Annotated in this window: 6 protein-coding genes; 5 read left to right on the forward strand and 1 reads right to left on the reverse strand. The window is 72.5% G+C overall.

Annotated features, from left to right (window positions below; genetic code table 11):
• Positions 1–8 precede the first annotated feature (8 nt).
• Genes KRR26_RS00560 through KRR26_RS00570 form a run of 3 tightly spaced genes read left to right on the forward strand, consistent with a single transcriptional unit; the run spans position 9 to position 13647 of the window.
• The gene (locus KRR26_RS00560) at positions 9–5564 is read left to right on the forward strand and encodes a type I polyketide synthase (protein ID WP_217078866.1); all 5556 of its coding nucleotides are present in this window, start codon (positions 9–11) and stop codon (positions 5562–5564) included.
• Positions 5561–12130: a type I polyketide synthase gene (locus KRR26_RS00565; protein WP_217078867.1), complete on the forward strand. Its 6570-nt coding sequence runs from the start codon at positions 5561–5563 to the stop codon at positions 12128–12130. Before KRR26_RS00560 ends, KRR26_RS00565 begins: the two co-directional genes overlap by 4 nt.
• Entirely contained in the window at positions 12127–13647 is a 1521-nt protein-coding gene (locus KRR26_RS00570; RefSeq protein ID WP_120205378.1) for a condensation domain-containing protein, read from the forward strand. The genes KRR26_RS00565 and KRR26_RS00570 overlap by 4 nt, the downstream gene beginning before the upstream one ends.
• 108 nt (positions 13648–13755) lie before the next feature.
• Here KRR26_RS00570 and KRR26_RS00575 read toward each other — a convergent pair whose 3' ends face one another.
• Positions 13756–14667: a LysR family transcriptional regulator gene (locus KRR26_RS00575; protein WP_120205376.1), complete on the reverse strand. Its 912-nt coding sequence runs from the start codon at positions 14665–14667 to the stop codon at positions 13756–13758.
• Positions 14668–14765: 98 nt separating this feature from the next.
• On the opposite strand from KRR26_RS00575, the gene KRR26_RS00580 reads away from it, so the two are divergent.
• On the forward strand, positions 14766–15365 hold the full coding sequence (locus KRR26_RS00580; protein WP_217078868.1) for a cysteine hydrolase family protein: 600 nt from the start codon (positions 14766–14768) through the stop codon (positions 15363–15365).
• 71 nt (positions 15366–15436) lie between these two features.
• A complete protein-coding gene (locus KRR26_RS00585; RefSeq protein ID WP_217078869.1) occupies positions 15437–17638 on the forward strand; it encodes a spermidine synthase in 2202 nt (733 codons plus the stop codon).
• Position 17639: the final 1 nt, after the last annotated feature.

The raw sequence follows: 17639 nt of genomic DNA on the forward strand, positions 1-17639 counted from the left end.
GGCCTGCCATGACGCTTCCCACGCCCCCCCGTGAAGCTCCCACTCCGCTCCAGCAGGCCGCCATCGCCGTGCGCGACCTGCGCACCCGCTTGGACGCGCTCCAGGCCGCGCAGGAGGAGCCCATCGCCATCATCGGCATGGCGTGCCGCTATCCTGGTGGCGCCCACTGCCCCACCCGCTACTGGCGCGTGCTGCGCGAGGGGCAGTGCGCCACGCGGCAGGTGCCTCCGGAGCGCTGGGACGCGGACGCCTACTACGACGAGAACCCCGACGCGTTCTGGAAGATGGCCACGCGGCACGGCTGCTTCGTGGAGCAGCGCATCGACCAGTTCGACGCGCCGTTCTTCAACCTGTCCCCTCGCGAGGCGGCCATGTTGGACCCGCAGCAGCGGCTCTTGCTGGAGACGGCCTGGGAAGCGCTGGAGAACGCGGGCATCGCGGCGGACCGACTGGGGGGCAGCGCCACGGGCGTCTACGTGGGCGTCATCACCGGAGACTACGGCCGCATCCCCTTCCAACGTGTGGAGCCGGCTGACCTGCCGTACATGGGCACCGGCAACGACATGAGCTTCGCGGCGGGGCGACTGTCCTATGTCCTCGGGCTCCAGGGGCCGAGCATGGTGGTCGCGACCGCGTGCTCGTCCTCGCTCGCCACCACGCATCTGGCGTGTCAGGCGCTGCGCGCGCGCGAGTGCGACCTGGCCTTGTCCGGTGGCGTCAGCCTGATGGTGTTCCCGGACACGAGCATCGTCCTGTCGAAGATGCGGGCCACCGCGCCGGACGGTCGCTCGAAGACGTTCGACGCGGCGGCGGATGGGTTCGGGCGAGGCGAAGGCTGCGGGATGCTCGTGCTCAAGCGCCTCTCGGATGCACTGCGCGCAGGCGACCCGGTGCTGGCGCTCGTGCGCGGCTCCGCCGTCAATCACGACGGGCAGAGCGGCGGCATCACGGTTCCCAACGGGCCCGCGCAAGAGAAGCTGCTCCGACAGGCGCTGGCGTCCGCCAGGGTGTCACCTCGCGACCTGGACTACCTGGAGGCGCACGGCACCGGCACGCCGCTCGGGGACCCCATCGAGGTGCGGGCCATCGACGCGGTGTTCGGCGGCGACCGGCCCGCCCAGGCACCGCTGCTCATCGGCTCGGTGAAGACGAACATCGGACACCTGGAGGCCGCCGCGGGCGTCGCGGGGGTCATGAAGCTGGTGCTCGCGCTCCAACACGAGGAACTGCCCGCGCACCTGCACCTGCGCACGCCCAACCCGCGCATCGCTTGGGACGCAAGCCGGGTCGCGGTGGTGACGCGCCGCACGCCTTGGCCCCGGGGTGCGCGCCGCCGTCTCGCGGGGGTCAGCAGCTTCGGCCTCTCAGGCGTCAACGCGCACGTCATTCTCGAGGAGGCGCCTGCGCCCGCTCCGGACCTTCCCGCTCGCGAGGCGGCTCCTGGCCCCGCGGTGCTGACGCTCTCGGCGCGCGGCGATGAGGCGCTGCGCGAGCTGGCTCGACGCCATGCCGCGTGGCTGACGGGCGCGGGCCAGGACGTCCCGCTCGCGGATGTCTGCTTCACGGCCGCCACCGGTCGCGCGCAGCTCTCCCATCGGCTCGCGCTCACCGCGTCGTCTCCCGAGTCCATACCGGAGCGGCTGCTGGCCTTCGCGGCGGGACAACCCGCCCCAGGGGTGGCGTCCGGGCAGGTGACGGCGGGACGGCGGCCCCGCGTGGCCTTCCTCTTCACGGGTCAGGGTTCGCAGCACGCCGGCATGGCGCGCGAGCTGTACGCCCACGAGCCGCGCTTCCGCGAAGTGCTCGACCGCTGCGACACGCTCCTGCGCCCGCACCTGGAGCACTCCCTCCTGTCCGTCCTCCACGCGGAGGACACGCACGCGGGGCGGCTCGACGAGACCGCCTTGACGCAGCCCGCGCTCGTCGCGGTGGGCGTGGCCCTGGCGGAGCTGTGGCGGCACTGGGGCGTAGAGCCCACGATGGTGCTGGGTCACAGCGTGGGCGAGCTGGCCGCGGCGCACGTGGCCGGTGTCCTGTCCTTGGAGGACACGCTGAGGCTCGCGGCCCTCCGAGGCCGCCTCATGCAGGCCCTGCCGCAACGCGGCGGCATGCTCGCCGTGCGCGCCAGCGAAGAGCTGTTGGCGCGCGCCGTGGCTCCGTTCTCGCGCGAGGTCTCCGTCGCCGCCGTGAACGGCCCCACCGACGGAGTCCTCGCTGGAGCAAGCGAGCCCCTGCGAGCCCTGGCGGAGTCCCTCCAGCGAGAGGGCATCGAGTGCCGACCGCTGAAGGTCTCGCACGCGTTCCACTCGCCCTTGATGGAGCCCATGCTGGACGACCTCGAACGCGAGGTGGCCCTGCTGCGCCCGCGCGTGCCCGAGCTGCCCTTCGTCTCGACCGTCACGGGGATGCTCGCACGCGAGGAGCTGACCACCGCCAGCTACTGGCGTCGTCACGCGCGGGAGACCGTGCGCTTCGCCGCGGGGATGCGTGCCGCCTTCGCCAAGGGCGTGGACATCCTCCTGGAGCTGGGCCCCGCGCCCGTCCTGCTCGGCCTGGGCCAATCGTGCGTGAGCGATGAGCGGGTGCAGTGGCTGCCGAGCTTGCGGCCGGGGCGCTCGGACCTGGAGCAGACGCGCGCGAGCCTCTCCGAGCTGTGGGTGCGCGGCGCGCCCGTGGAGCTGGCGAGTCTCAACTCACGGGGGAGGCACTCGCACGTGCCGCTGCCGAACTACCCGTTCCAGCGAAAGCGTCACTGGATGCGATTGCGGCCCGCGCAGGGCGAGGGCACTCCGACGCGGCATCCGCTGCTCGGCCGCCGCCTCGTCTCCGCCGCGAAGGTGCACCAGTTCGAGGGCGCGCTGAGCACCGAGGCCTTCACGTACCTCGCCGCGCACCGGGTCCATGACGCGCTCATCGTCCCGGGCGCCACGTACCTCGAGCTGGGCGCGGCGGCCGGTCGTGAAGTGCTCGGCGACGGCGCGCTGTGCCTGGAGGACGTCCGCTTCCACACCCCCTTGCGGCTGGACGAGGACCGCGAGCCGCGCACCGTGCAGACGCTCGTCACGCCCGCCGAGGGAACACAGCCCGCGTCGTTCGAGGTGCACAGCCTCGCCCCGGGCGGATTCACGCTGCATGCCTCGGGGCGGCTCGTGGCGACGAGCACCGGGACGGCCTCGCGCCACGAGGATCCGCTGACCCTCGCGAGGCGCTGCGCCGAGAACGTCTCCGTCCCGGACTTCTACCAGCGCATCGCCGAGCACGGCATCGAGTACGGGCCCACCTGTCGCGCCGTCACGCGCTTCGGCCGCGGTCACCAGGAGTCCTTCGGGCACCTCGCCCTGCCGGAGTCACTGGGCGCTGACGCGTCCGCCTACGTGCTGCACCCCGTGCTGCTCGACGCCTGCTTCCAGGTGCTCGGCGCCATCTTCCCCGAGGGGCCGCCGGGCAGCCTCTACCTGCCCGTGGGGCTCGGGAGGCTGCGCGTCCACGAGCGCTTGGGCACCGAGGTGCTCGTGCATGCACGGCTCGACGGCGGGCCCGCGCTGGGCGAGCGCGTCCACACCGCGCACTTCACCTTGCTGTCACCCGATGGACGCGTGCTGGCCGAGTTGGAGCGGCTGGAGTTCCAGCAGGCGCCACGCGAGGCGCTGCTGGGCAGCTCGGACCGAGTCCCTCGGAGCTGGTTCTACGAGACGGCGTGGCGGCCCGTGCCCCTGCCCTCCCGTGCGGTGGAGGCGCCCACGAGTCCGGAGCGCTGGCTCGTGCTGGGCGACGCGGCGGGCCTGGGCCGGCAGGTATGTGACGCGCTGCGAGCCACCGGCGCCACCTGCCTCCATGCGCTCCCCCGTCCATCCGGGTCCGACACGATCGAGCTGGCGCTGGACTCGCTCGCGAGCGCACGGCGCATGTTGAGCGAGGCCGGTCCCATCACGGGGCTGCTGCACCTGACGGCGCTGGACGTCCCCGCGACCCGGGACGTGGGCCCGGACACGCTGATGTCCGCGTGGCGCACGCTGCTCGGCGGCGTGCTCCACCTGGTCCACGCCGCCTCCGAGACAGGCACCGCGCCCCGCTGGGTGCTCGTCACACGCGGCGCGCAAGCCCCCCACGGGGCCACGCGGCCGGAGCTGGCGTGCGTGGCGGGCCTGGGCAAGGCCATCGCCCAGGAGCACCCGGAGCTGAGATGTCTGCGCGTGGACCTCGACTCCGCGCCACGCGAAGACGCGGCCACGCAGCTCGTCGCCGAGCTGCGGCAGCGCGGCGATGAGGACGAGGTCTGCCTGCGCGGAGGGCAACGGCTCGTGCCTCGGCTGAGGCGTGCGCCCGAGGCGTCCGAAGGCGCGCCGAGGTTGAGCCTCCCGGCCGAGGCCACGTACCTCGTGGCCGGTGGACTCGGCGGCCTGGGCTTGAAGGTGGCGCGGCGGCTGGTGGAGCGAGGCGCGCGGCACGTGGCGCTGCTGGGCCGACGGCCGCCCACCGCGGAAGCAGGCGCGGTGCTCCGCGAGTTGGAGGCCATGGGCGCGCACGTCGTCACGCTCCAGGTGGACCTCGGCGTGGAATCCGATGCCGCGGCGGCGCTGGCCAGCCTGGCGCGCACCATGCCGCCCCTGCGCGGGGTCATCCACGCCGCGGCGGTGCTGGAGGACGGGATGCTGCTCCAGCAGGACCTGGAGCGCTTCGGCCGGGTGCTGGGCCCCAAGGCCCTGGGCGCCTGGCACCTGCACCGGCTCACGCTGGCTCAGCCGCTCGACTTCTTCGTCCTATTCTCCTCGGTGGCCTCGCTGCTCGGGCACTCGGGCCAATCCGGCTATGTGGCCGCCAACGCCTTCCTCGATGCGCTGGCGCATCATCGCCATGCGCTCGGTCTTCCGGCGCTGGCCATCAATTGGGGCCCCTGGTCGGAGGTGGGCCTCGCCGCGACCGGGCACGGGCTGGAGCGCGCGCGCCGACTCGGTGTCACGCCCCTGTCTCCCGAGCAGGGGCTCGCCGCGTTCGAGCAACTGCTGGGACAGCTCCGGCCCCAAGTGGGCCTCGTGGCCGTGAACTGGCCCGCGCTGGGACGCCTGACGGCCACGCCCTTCTTCTCCGAGGTCGCTGGCGAGGCGACGCGCGGCCCCCCCGGAGGCGGCGACTTCCGCCACCGCTACGCCGCCGCGCCCGTGGCGGACCGACCGCGCCTGCTGCACGCGCACCTCGGCGCGCTCGTCACGCGAGTGCTGGGGTTGGATCCCAGCAAGCCGCTGGACCCGGAGCAGGGACTGTTCGAGGCCGGGATGGACTCGCTCATGGCCACCGAGCTGCGCAACGCGCTCCAGGCCTCACTGGGCCGCGCCTTCCCCGCGAGCGTCGTCTTCGACCACCCGAGCATCGGAGCCCTCGCGGACCACCTGGCACGCGAGCTGGCCCCGGTCGAGACGCTCACTCCGCCGCGCGAGGCACCCGCCCCCGATGCCGAGCTGGACTCGTTCTTGATGGAGGTCAGGCAGATGTCCGAAGCCGATGTGACGGACGCCCTCACCGCCGGCCGCGGCCCCGAGGCCGGCGGCCCCCGAGGTGCCCGGTGAGCACGAACGACTTCACCGAGATGAGCGCCACCCAGCTCGCCTACGCGGCGAAGCAGGTGCGCAATCGAATGGGGCTGCTCACCGCCGAGCCCATCGCGCTCGTCGGCATGGGCTGCCGCTTCCCCGGCGGCGTGGACAGCCCCGAGGCGTACTGGGAGCTGCTGCGCTCGGGCCGCGACGCCGTCACCGAGGTCCCCTCGGAGCGCTGGAGCCTGGACGCGTACTACTCCCCCGTCCCCGGCACGCCCGGGAAGATGTACACGCGCCACGGTGCGTTCGTGAGCGGGGTGGATCGCTTCGACCCCTTGTTCTTCGGCATCTCTCCGCGTGAAGCGGTGGTGATGGACCCCCAGCAGCGCATCTTGCTGGAGGTGAGCTGGGAGGCGCTGGAGCACGCGGGCCTCGCGCCCTCGCGCCTGCGCGGCACGGCCACGGGCGTGTTCGTGGGCATCATGCACCGCGACTACACGTACCTGGTCCACACCTCGGCGGCGGTGGACACGCACACGGGCTCGGGCACGGGCTTGAGCGTGGCGGCGGGGCGCATCGCGCACCTGCTCGCGTTGGAGGGCCCCGCGCTGGTGGTGGACACCGCGTGCTCCTCGTCGCTCGTGGCGGTCCATCTGGCGTGTCAGAGCCTGCGCGGCGGCGAGTGCGACGTGGCCCTGGCCGCGGGCATCAACCTCATCCTGTCGCCCATGAGCACCATCGTGGAGTGCCAGATGCGGATGCTCTCCGCGGAGGGCCGCTGCAAGACCTTTGACGCGCGGGCGGATGGCTTCGTGCGCGGCGAAGGCTGCGGCGTGGTGGTGCTCAAGCGCCTGTCGGACGCGCTGGCGGACGGCGACGACGTCATCGCCATCCTGCGCGGCTCGGCGGTGAACCACGACGGCCACAGCAGCGGGCTCCTGGTGCCCAACGGCGCCGCGCAGGAGAAGGTCATCCGCGCCGCGCTCCGCAATGGCGGTGTCTCGGCGTCCCAGGTCGATTACGTGGAGGCGCACGGCACGGGCACGGCGCTGGGCGACCCCATCGAGGTCGAGGCGCTCGGCCGCGTGTTCAGCGACGCAAGACACCGAGAGTCCCCGCTGCTCATCGGCTCGGTGAAGACGAACATCGGGCACACGGAGATCGCCGCGGGCATGGCCGGGCTCATGAAGGCCGCGCTCGGCCTGCGCCACGGTGAGGTACCGCGCAACCTCCACTTCGAGCGCCCCAACCCGGAGATTCGCTGGAGCGAGCTGCCCGTCTCCGTCGTCACCGCGCAACGCCCCTGGCCCGGCGGCACGCGCAGGTTCGCGGGCGTGAGCGCGTTCGGCTACAGCGGCACCAATGCGCATGTGGTGCTGGAGTCCGCGCCGCCCGTCGTGCGTCCCCCCTCGGTGACGGAGGGCCGGCGCGAGCAGGTGCTGGTGCTGTCCGCGAAGACGCCCACCGCGCTCACCACCCTGGCGGCGAGCTATGGCGCACACCTCACGCGCAACCCCGAGGTGGACACGTCGGACGTCTGCCACTCCGCCAGCACCGGGCGCTCGCCCATGCCGTATCGGCTGGCCGCGGTCTGCGCGTCGGGCGAAGAGCTGCGCTCACAGCTGCGGGCCTTCGCCGCGGGAGCGCCCGCCCCGGGCCTCATCGCCTCCGGCGAGCCCAGCGCGCGCGCGCCCCAGGTCGCGTTCCTCTTCAGCGGACAGGGGACTCGGCACGCGGGCCTGGGACGGGAGCTGTATGAGCGCGAGCCCGCGTTCCGCACCGCCCTGGACCGCTGCGCCGCCATCCTCGCGCCGCACCTGCCTCGCCCGCTGTTGGAGGTCTTGTTCGCGGCGGATGCCGCGGCCTCGCCACTGGACGAGGCCCGCTTCGCGCAGCCGGCCCTCGTCGCGCTGGAGGTGTCCCTCGCGGAGCTGTGGAGGGCCTGGGGCGTGCGCCCCTCGGTGGTGGTGGGGCACAGCCTGGGGCAGTACGCCGCGGCCTGCGTGGCGGGCATCTTCCGCGTGGAGGACGTCCTGCCGCTCGTCGCGGTGCGCGGCCGGTTGATGCAGGAGCTGTCCTCGGACGGCGCCATGAGCGCGCTGCGGGCTCCGGCCTCGCGTGTCGCCGCGGCCTTGGCCCCGTATCGCGACCGGCTCGCCATCGCGGCCATCAACGGTCCGCAGAGCACGGTCATCTCGGGCGCTCGCGATGCCGTCAGCGAGATGGAGGAGCTGCTGGCCCGCGAAGGGGTGATGGCCCGGCGGCTCCCGGTGTCGAATGCCTTCCACTCGCCCCTGCTGCACCCCATGGTGGAGCCCTTCCGAGCGCACGTCACCCGGACGCGCTTCGCGCCGCCACGCGTGCGCATCCTCTCGGACCTGACCGGCCTCATGGCGGATGGCGAGCTGTCCGAGCCGTCGTATTGGTGCCGGCACCTGCTCCAGCCCATCCACTTCGCGCGCGCGGTGGAGGCGCTGCACGGGCTGGGCGTGCGAGACTTCGTGGAGGTGGGGCCGTCCAATGTGCTGCTCGGCCTCGCGCAGCGCTGTGTCCCGGACGACGGCGAGGCGCGCGAATGGCTCCCCAGCCTGGGCTCGGGGTTGGGCGAGCGACGCCGCATGGTGGAGAGCCTCGCCACCCTCTACACCCGCGGCGTCCCCGTGGACTGGGTCGAGGTGGAGGGCCGCGCCTCTCACCGTCGCGTGCGCCTGCCCACCACGCCCTTCGAGCGCGAGCGGTATTGGGTCGCGACCACGCCCCAAGCCCCCAGCGAACCCACGCCACCCGCGCCCAGCGGACTGCATCCGCTGCTGGGCCGACGCGTCGAGCTGGCCGATGCCCCTGAAGCGCGCTTCGAGTCCGCGCTGAGCATGAAGTCCCCCGCCTTCCTGGAGCACCACCGCGTCTCCGGGACGGTGCTCCTGCCAGCCGCGGCCCTGGTGGAGTGGGCGCTCGCGGCCGCGCGCTTCAGCAGGCCCGGGAATGAGGTTCCCCTCCACCTGCGACAGCTCGACTTCGAGCGCCCCGTCGTCCTTCCGGAGCAGGGCGTCGCGGTCCTCCAGACAACGTGGGCCGAGGAGTCCCCCGCGGTCCACGCCCTGCGCATCTTCCTGCGCCGCGAGCAGCCCGACGGCACGCTCACCTGGGAACGCGTGGCCACGGGGCGCTTCAATGGCGAGGCCGTCACGTCCACGCTGGGAGCATCGCTGGACTCGCTCCGCCAACGCCCGACGAGCGCCATCGACCCGTCCGACTACTACGCGCATCTGGCGGAAGGTGGCCTCGTCTACGGCCCCTCGTTCCAAGCACTCCGAGCCCTGTCTGGGTGCGAAGGCGAGGCGCTCGCGCGCATCACCCTGCCAGACGACCTCGCGCTGGAGCCTTACGCGCTGCACCCCGTGCTGCTCGATGCGTGCTTCCAGGCCCTGGGCGCCACCTTCCCTCGGCGCAAGGACGTGCCCTACCTGCCCGCGAGCATCGAGGGGCTCCGTCTGCACGCGCCGCTGGAGCGCGAAGTGTGGGCGAGCCTCCAGCGCCATCAGGAGGGCCTGGACGCCGTGGCGGCGCTGCGGCTGTTCAACCGTGACGGGAGGCTGCTCGCGGAGGTGGAGCGGCTGCGCTTCCGGCAGGTCCGTCCCGAAGCGCTGCTCGGTCCGAGCGACACGCGCCTGGACGAGTGGCTCTATGCGCTGGAGTGGCGTCCCGCCGTCCCACGAGGGCCGCGTGTCGCCCCCGCGTGGCTGCCCTCCCCCGAGGCGCTGCGCGACGCGGTCGTGCCCCAGCTCGACGGCCTGTCTCACCGAGAGGACCTCGCGGCCTACGGCCGGTTCCTGGAGGAACTCGAAGCGCTGTGCGTTCCCTACGTCGTCCAGGCGCTCGGCAAGCTGGGCTTCCACTTCGAGCCGCGCCCCGCGTTCACCGCGGAGGGGCTCGCCGCCGAGCTGGGGATCATCCCCGCGCACCTGCGGCTGTGGCACCGGCTGCTGGAGATGCTCGTCGAGGACGGCCTGCTCCGCACCGAAGGGCACGGGTTCGCCATCGCGCGGCCCCCCGAGCGCCCTGCGCTGCCCGAGGACTGGCAGCGGCTGGGCGAACGCCACCCGGCGCACGACTCGGAGCACGCGTTGCTCGGCCGCTGTGGCGAGGGGCTGGCGGATGCGCTGCTCGGCCGGAGAGAGCCCCTGGAGCTGCTCTTTCCGCGTGGCGACACAGACGTGGCGGCGCGCCTCTACCGTGACTCGCCTGGACCCCAGGAGCTGAACGCCCAGGCCCGCGCGGCGCTGGCGCATGCCGTGTCCCGCCTCCCTCCCGAGCGCACCTTGCGCGTGCTGGAGATTGGGGCGGGCACGGGCGGCACCACCGCGCTGCTGCTGCGCGAGCTGCCACCGGAGCGCACCGAGTACGTCTTCACGGACATCTCACCGCTCTTCCTCCAGCGCGCCGCGCGCGAGTTCCAGGCGCACGGCTTCGTGACGTACCGCGCGCTCGACATCGAGAAGGACCCGGTGGCCCAGGGCTTCGAGCCGGGTGGCTTTGACGTCATCGTCGCGGCCAACGTCCTGCACGCCACCGCCAGCTTGCGCGACACGCTCCGGCACGCGCGCCGACTGCTCGCCCCCACCGGCATGCTCGTGTTGGTCGAGGCCACGCGGACACGGCGCTGGGTGGACCTCACCTTCGGGCTCACGTCGGGCTGGTGGCGCTTCAGCGACACGGACGTGCGCCCCAGCCACCCGCTCATCTCCAGCGCGCGTTGGAAGACGCTCTTGTGCGAAGCGGGCTTCACCGAGTGCGCGGCGCTGGCGAAAGAGGAGCACGAGGCCAGCCTCCAGGCGGCCGTCCTGCTCGCCCGCCTGCCCGAGGCATCGACCCGGGACCCAGGCCGCCACTGGCTCATCGTGGCGGATCGACGCGGGACGGGCGCCGCGCTGGCGGAGCGACTGGAGGCGCTCGGCGAGCGCTGCACCCGCGTGCCCGGCGCGGGCCTCACGGCGGCGGACTGCGCGCGGCTGCTCGCGGACGCTCGCTCGCCCACGCACGTCGTGCACCTCACCAGCCTCGACTCGCCCGCGCCCGGCGACGCCGCGGGCTTGGACCTGGAGTCCGCGTACCGCAACGGCTGTGGCGGCGCACTGGAGCTGCTTCAGGCGCTGCTGGCCGCGAACCTCTCCCCGGCGCTCAGCTTCGTCACGCGCGGCGCGCTGGCGGTCACGGGGGACGGAGCCCCCGGCGTCGCACAGTCCCCGCTGCACGGGCTGGGACGCGGCATCGCCATGGAGCATCCCCAGCTCGGGGGGACGGTCATCGACCTGGATCCATCACGCGACGACCTGGAAGGACTCGTCACGGAGCTCCTCTCGGAGCGCTCGGATGAACAGGTCGCGTTCCGCGACGGCGTGCGCCGCGTCCCGCGCGTGGTGCACCATGCGCGGCTGGAGCCCTCCTCTCCCTTCCAGTGTCGCGCGGATGCCACGTACCTCGTCACGGGTGGCCTCAACGGCCTGGGCCTGCTCACGGCTCGGTTGCTCGTGGAGCGCGGCGCGCGGAACCTGCTGCTGCTCGGCCGGGGGGCTCCCACGCCCGAGGCGACAGCGCACCTGCGCGAGCTGGAGTCCGCGCACGTGCGCGTGGTGGTGGCGCGCGCGGATGTGTCGAACGAGGACGCGCTCGCCCGAGCACTCGCCACCGGGTTGGCTGGCCTGCCGCCCCTGCGCGGCGTCATCCACTCGGCCGGGGCGCTCGATGACGGCATCCTCGCGCAGCAGACCCATGCCCGATTCCAGAAGGTCTTCGCCGCGAAGGTGCTGGGCTCGTGGAACCTGCACCGGCTGACGCTCGCGCACCCGCTGGACTTCTTCGTCCTGTACTCGTCCATCGCCTCGCTGCTGGGCAACAGCGGTCAGGCCAACCACTCGGCGGCCAACACCTTTCAAGACGCGCTGGCCCACTACCGCCGCGCGCGCGGTCTCCCGGCCCTCACCATCAACTGGGGCGCCTGGTCCCAGGTGGGCGCGGCGGCGGGCGCCCGCGTGCAGGAGCGACTGGCTGAGCGATGGATGAACCCTATCCGCCCCGCGCAGGGCCTGGAGGTGCTGACCTCGCTCCTCTCCGCGAGCGCCGCCATCCAGGTGGCCGTCATGCCCATCGCGCGCGGCGGCTTCGAGGTGAAGGGCGCCGTGCCGCGCCTCTTGTCCGCGCTGGTGGCCCCCGAGAGCGCGGGCGCGCCCCACACGTCCACCCGAGATGTAGCGCTGTTGGAACAGCTCGCGCGCGCGCCCACGGCCGAGGCCCAGCGCCTGCTCGTCGACTACCTGCGCCAGCGCCTGTCCAAGGTCCTGCGCGTGAAGAACCCGGCGCGGCTCGCACCGGAGCGGCCCCTCGGCGAGCTGGGCCTGGATTCGCTGATGGCCATCGAGCTGAAGAACCACGTGCTTCATGAGCTGGGGGTGGATGTACCCCTCGAGAAGTTCATCGGCGGAGCGAGCCTGCGCGAGCTGGCCGGACTCGCACACCAGCGGCTCGCCCTCCACCAGCTCGCCCCCACCGAGCCTCTCGCGGAGACATCCGCCGAGGGCATCACCGAGTTGACGCTATGAACCTGGACCAACTTCTCTCCCGCCTCGCCGAGCGCCACGTCCAACTGTGGGCGGAGGCCGGCCACCTGCGCGTACGCGCGAAGCAAGGCGCGGTCGACGCCACCCTCCGCCTCGCGCTCATGACGCACAAGCTCCGCCTGCTGGAGCTGCTCCAACAGCCAGAGTCGCAGGCGGGGGCGGAGGTGCCCCACCTGGAGGTTCCGCCACGCGAGGGGGCACCGCCGCTGTCGCTCGCGCAGGAGCGGCTGTGGCTCACGGAGCAGCGCGAACCGCAGCGGGGGCCCGCGCACATGGCAGCCTTCGCCATGCGCCTGGAGGGCCCGTTGGATCTCGACGTGCTCGCCCGAGCCGTGACGGCGCTCATGGAGCGCCACGAAATCCTCCGGACGAACCTGGCCGAGCACGAAGGACAGTGCGTGCAGCGCATCGCCCCCCCGGGCCCCTCCCGCTTGTCCCTGCTGGACCTGAGCCACCTGACCGGCGAATCCCAGCAGCTCGCCCTGCAGCGCCACCTCCACTCGGAGCGCCGCCGCCGCGTCGACCTGGCGCACGGCACGCTGTTCCGCGCCGTCCTGCTGCGGCTGAGCGCGCGAAGCCATGTGATGCTCATGCTGATGCACCACGCGGTGGTGGACGGCACCTCGCGCGGCCTGCTCGTCCACGACCTCTCCAGCCTCTACGCCGCCTTCGTGGAAGGCCGCACCTCGCCGCTGCGTCCGCTGCGCCTCCAGTACGGAGACTTCGCGCGCTGGCAGCGCCAACAACTCCAGGGCGAGGGACTCTCCCGTCAGCTCGAATACTGGCGGCGACAGCTGGAGCACGCGCCAGGAGAGCTGCCCCTGCCCGGCGCACAGCCCCGGCCCGAGCACCCGACCTATCGGGCCGCCTCCGTGGAAGTGCACGTCGAGGCCGAGCTGGTCGAGCGATTGCGCGAGGTGGGCCAGCGCGCCGGAGCCACGCTCTTCATGGTGCTGTTGACCACGTACTACGTGCTCCTCGCGCGCGTGGGTCGCCAGCGGGACGTGCTCATCGGCACGCCCTCGGTGCACCGTGGGCACCCGGACTTCGCGCCCCTGATTGGCACGTTCGTCAACACCCTCGCGCTGCGCCTGCGGCCCGAGAACAACCCCAGCTTCCTGGACCTGCTCGGACAAGCGCGCCGCGCGGCGCTGGACGCGTATGCCCACCCGGACGTCTCGCTCGAGGACCTGGGCGTGCGTGAACCCCAGGCGATGCTCGTCTTCAAGGGCGCCACACCCCGCCCCACGCTGTACGCGCTGCGCGGCGCCCCGCTCCCCTTGGAACCCGACACGACGCTCCACGACCTCACCCTGGCCTTGGAGGAGCAACCCGACGGGCCGCTCCGAGGCGAGCTCATCCATGACCGAGACATCCTGGACGCCTCGCTCGTGCGGGGCTGGGCTCGCACCTTCGAGTTCCTGCTCCAAAGCTTCGCCTCCGCCCCCGAGCAGCGCGTCTTCCCACCCATGGAGCCCCTCTCTCCGAACGACGTATGACCGTCTTCGCGCTGCCGAGGGCGTCTGCACACGCACCCCGCGGGAGGACGGATTCCCGAGCGGGCACGACTCCAGACCTTCCCCGCCGCGGGCTCGCCAGAAGCTGACTCAGCCCAGGAGCAGCGCCGCGTCGCGCGTGGCGTGCAGGACCAGATGATCCACGAGGCTGCGCACGCGAGGCACCGCCTGCATGTCCTGGTGCATCAGCAGCCACAGCTCGCGCACCAACGGGCCCTCCGAGGAAAAGGGCACGGAGCGCAGCTCCGGATAGGCGCGCGCCAGATAGTGCGGCATCACCGCCAGCCCGATGCCCGCCCGCGCCGCGCCCAGCAAGCCCCCGTGCTGATTCACCCGGTGGACGATGCGCCCACCCTGGCGCAAGAACGTCTCCAACCACTGGACCTCGGGCAGTCCGCGATGGGTCGCGGTGAGCCCGATGAAGCGCCGCGCCTCCAGGGGCGCGTCCCCGAACTGCTCCAGGTAACTCTCCGAGGCGTAGAGGCCATGGCCAATCACCGCCAGCCGCCGCGCCACGAGCGACTCGCCGTGCTGGGGCCGCGCGAGCCGCAGCGCGATGTCCGCCTCGCGCCGCGCCAGGCTCAGGTTGCGATCGTCGGCGAAGACCTCCAGCACGATGCCCGGGTGCGCCGCCTGGAAGCTGGCGAGCTTGGGGGCCAGATAGCGCTCCGCGAAGAGCGCCACGGTCGTCAGTCGCACCGTGCCGGTGAGCGACGATGCGCCCGCGGCGAAGCGGCTGACGGACAGCGCCTGCTCCTCCATCGCGCGCGCGCGTGCGAGCACCGCCTCGCCATCCGGGGTGAGCGTGAAGCCAGAGGACTGCGGCACGACGAGCTCACGCCCCAGGGCCCGCTCCAACCGGCGCACCCGGCGGCCCACCGTCGCGTGGTCCAGGCCGAGCGCGCGCCCCGCCGCGGACTGACTTCCGTGGAGGGCGATCTGGGTGAAGACTCGGAGGTCGTCCCAGACGAGTTCCTCGGCGGGTTCACGCTTCGCGGACATGGCCTGTGAATTTCTGCACGGGGACGGTGCGAGTATAGGCATTCCTGCACGCGCGGCGACTGCGTAGAGATGTGCCCGTCTCTCACCCCGGAGCCCCCATGAACGCCCCTGCGACCCTGACCCAACTGGCCGGACTGTCCACCCTCCCCTCCCCGCTCGCGTCCGCCGCGCTCATCATCATCGACATGCAGGGCGAGTACCGCGAGGGCGCCTTGAAGCTGCCCGGCATCGACACGGCGACGAAGGAGTCGATGGCGGTGCTCGCGCTGGCGCGGAAGCACGGCGCGCCGGTGTTCCACGTCGTCCACCACTCGCCGCCGGGCGCGCCCATCTTCAACCCGGACCACCCACACTCGAAGGAGCTGCCCGAGCTCGCGGCGCTGCCGGGTGAGACCACGATCATCAAGACCCTGCCGGACTCGTTCGCGAAGACGGACCTCCACGCGCGCCTCCAGGCCACGGGGCGCAAGGAGCTCATCCTCATCGGGGCGATGACGCACAACTGCGTGGCCGCCACGGCGCACGCCGCGTTCGACCTGGGCTACCGCGTCACCATCGTCGCGGAGGCGTGCGCCACGCGAGACCTGCCGGACGTCTACGGGAACGTCGTCCCGGCCGATGTGCTGCACCGACAGACGCTGGTGGGGCTCGGCGACTGCATCGCCGTGGTGGTCCCCAACGCCCGCGCCTGGGCGTGAGTCGCCCGCCCCTCGCCCGGGCGGGGGGTTGACACCGACAGTGTCCGGGCGGGAAGAGCAGGGAGCGCCCCATGCTCCGATACGCCCTCGCCATCTTCGCCAGCGCCTTCCTCCTCTTTGGTGTGCAGCCGCTGGCGGGGCGATATGCGCTCCCCTGGTACGGCGGCACGTCGAGTGTGTGGACCGCCTGCATGCTCTTCTTCCAGGTCGCGCTGCTGGCGGGCTACGCCTACGCCCACGCGGTCTCCTCCCGACTGCCCTCGCGCGCCCAGGCGAAGCTCCACCTGGGCGTGCTGGCCCTGGCGGTGGCGGGACTGGTGGCCCGGGCGCTCGTCACCGGCTCGCCGCTGGCGCCAGGCCCGGAGTGGCGGCCCCAGCCGGATGGAGTGCCCGTGCTGCGCCTGGTGGCGATGCTGGCCGTCACGCTGGGGCCTCCCTTCTTCGTGCTGAGCACCACGGGCCCCCTGCTGCAATCCTGGTTCGCGAGAGCCCACCCCGGGCGCTCCCCCTACGGCCTCTATGCGCTGTCCAATGCGGGCTCGCTGCTCGCGCTGCTCGGCTATCCGCTGTTCGTCGAGCCCTGGGTGGCGCGAGGCACCCAGACGTGGGGCTGGAGCGCGGGCTTCGTGGCCTTCACCCTCGCCTGCGCGGCCTGCGCGTTGGACATGGCGCGGCGCCAGGAATCCCCCCTCGACCCCAGCGTGGCGACAGCGCCCGGCTCCGACACGCCTCGCCCTGGGGTGGTGAGGACGCTCGGGTGGCTGGGGTTGAGCGCCCTCGCGTCGGTGTTGCTGCTGGCCACCACGAATCAGCTGTCGCAGGACGTGGCGGCCGGACCGGTGCTGTGGGTCCTGCCGCTCGCGGTCTATCTGCTCACCTTCATCCTCGCCTTCGCGCGTGAGGGCTTCTACGCGCGGGGCGTCTACGCGGCGCTGCTCATCGTCGGCGTGGCGATGATGGCGGTGGCGCAGACCTCGGGACCGGGCTTCGGGCTGCTGCCGCGCATCCTGTGCTACGCGGGCACCCTCTTCGCGGGCGCCATGGTGTGTCATGGCGAGCTATATCGACTGCGTCCCGCGCCTCGGCACCTGGGCGCCTTCTACCTCTGGGTGTCGCTGGGCGGAGTGCTGGGCAGCCTGTTCGTCAGCCTGTGGGCGCCCGCGTTCTTCCACGCCTACTGGGAGTACCCGCTGTCACTGGCGGCCTGCTGCGCGGTGGCGCTGGGCGGGCGGATGCGTCAGCCCTCCGCCGAGTCTCGGCCCGCTCGGGCCTGGCGCGTGGTGGGCGGCGCGCTGCTGGTGCTGCTGCCGCTCAACCTGACGCTCATCGGGATGGGCGAGTACCGCAGGATGAGCCTGTCCACGCGCAACTTCTTCGGCGTGGTGCAGGTGCTGGAGCAGGGCCAAGGACAGCCAGACGCGCACCGCTACACGCTGCGCCACGGCGCCATCGCCCATGGCTGGCAGTTCATCCAGGCGGACAAGCGCCGCGAGCCCACCGCCTATTACACGCGCGAGACGGGGCTGGGTCTGGCCATCGCCGAGCTGCGGAGGCGGCACGAGGCGCAGAGACTCTCCCCGGGCTTGCGGGTGGGCGTGCTCGGGCTGGGCGTGGGCACCAGCGCAGCCTTGATGTCATCAGCGGATCGGCTGCGCTTCTATGAAATCAATCCAGTCATCATCGCGCTCGCGAAGGGCGAGCACGGCTTCTTCCACTACCTGAGCGACACCCCCGCGAAGGTGGAGGTGGTGGAGGGAGACGCGCGCATCTCGCTGGAGCAGGAGCTGGAGCGCGGCGAGCCCCAGTCCTTCGATGTGCTGGCGCTCGATGTGTTCAGCTCGGATGCCATCCCCATCCATCTGCTGACCGAGGAGGCCATGGCGCTGTACCTGCGCCACCTCGCGCCGCATGGCGTGATGGCGCTGCACATCAGCAACCAATACCTGGACCTCGTCCCCGTGACGCTCGCGCACGCGCGCGCGTTCGGCCTGCACGCCACGCATGTCTTCAACGAGTCCACGAGCGACGCGCCGAGCAGTCGGTGGATGGTGTTGAGCCCGGACGCGGACTTCACCTCGGGGCTCGCGTTCCAGCAGAGCACCTCCAGCGTGCGGCGCATGTCCCTGCGCGGTCCGCCGGACTTCACGTGGACGGATGAGCTGGGCAGCGTGGTCCGCGCGGTGCGGTGGTGGCCGCAGTCGCGCACGGCGGCGAGCCAGTCCGTCGTGGTCGAGGCGGCGGGAGCATCCGTGACGAGCCCCGAGCCACCCTGAG

Source organism: Citreicoccus inhibens (assembly GCF_019039035.1).
Lineage (GTDB): Bacteria > Myxococcota > Myxococcia > Myxococcales > Myxococcaceae > Citreicoccus > Citreicoccus inhibens.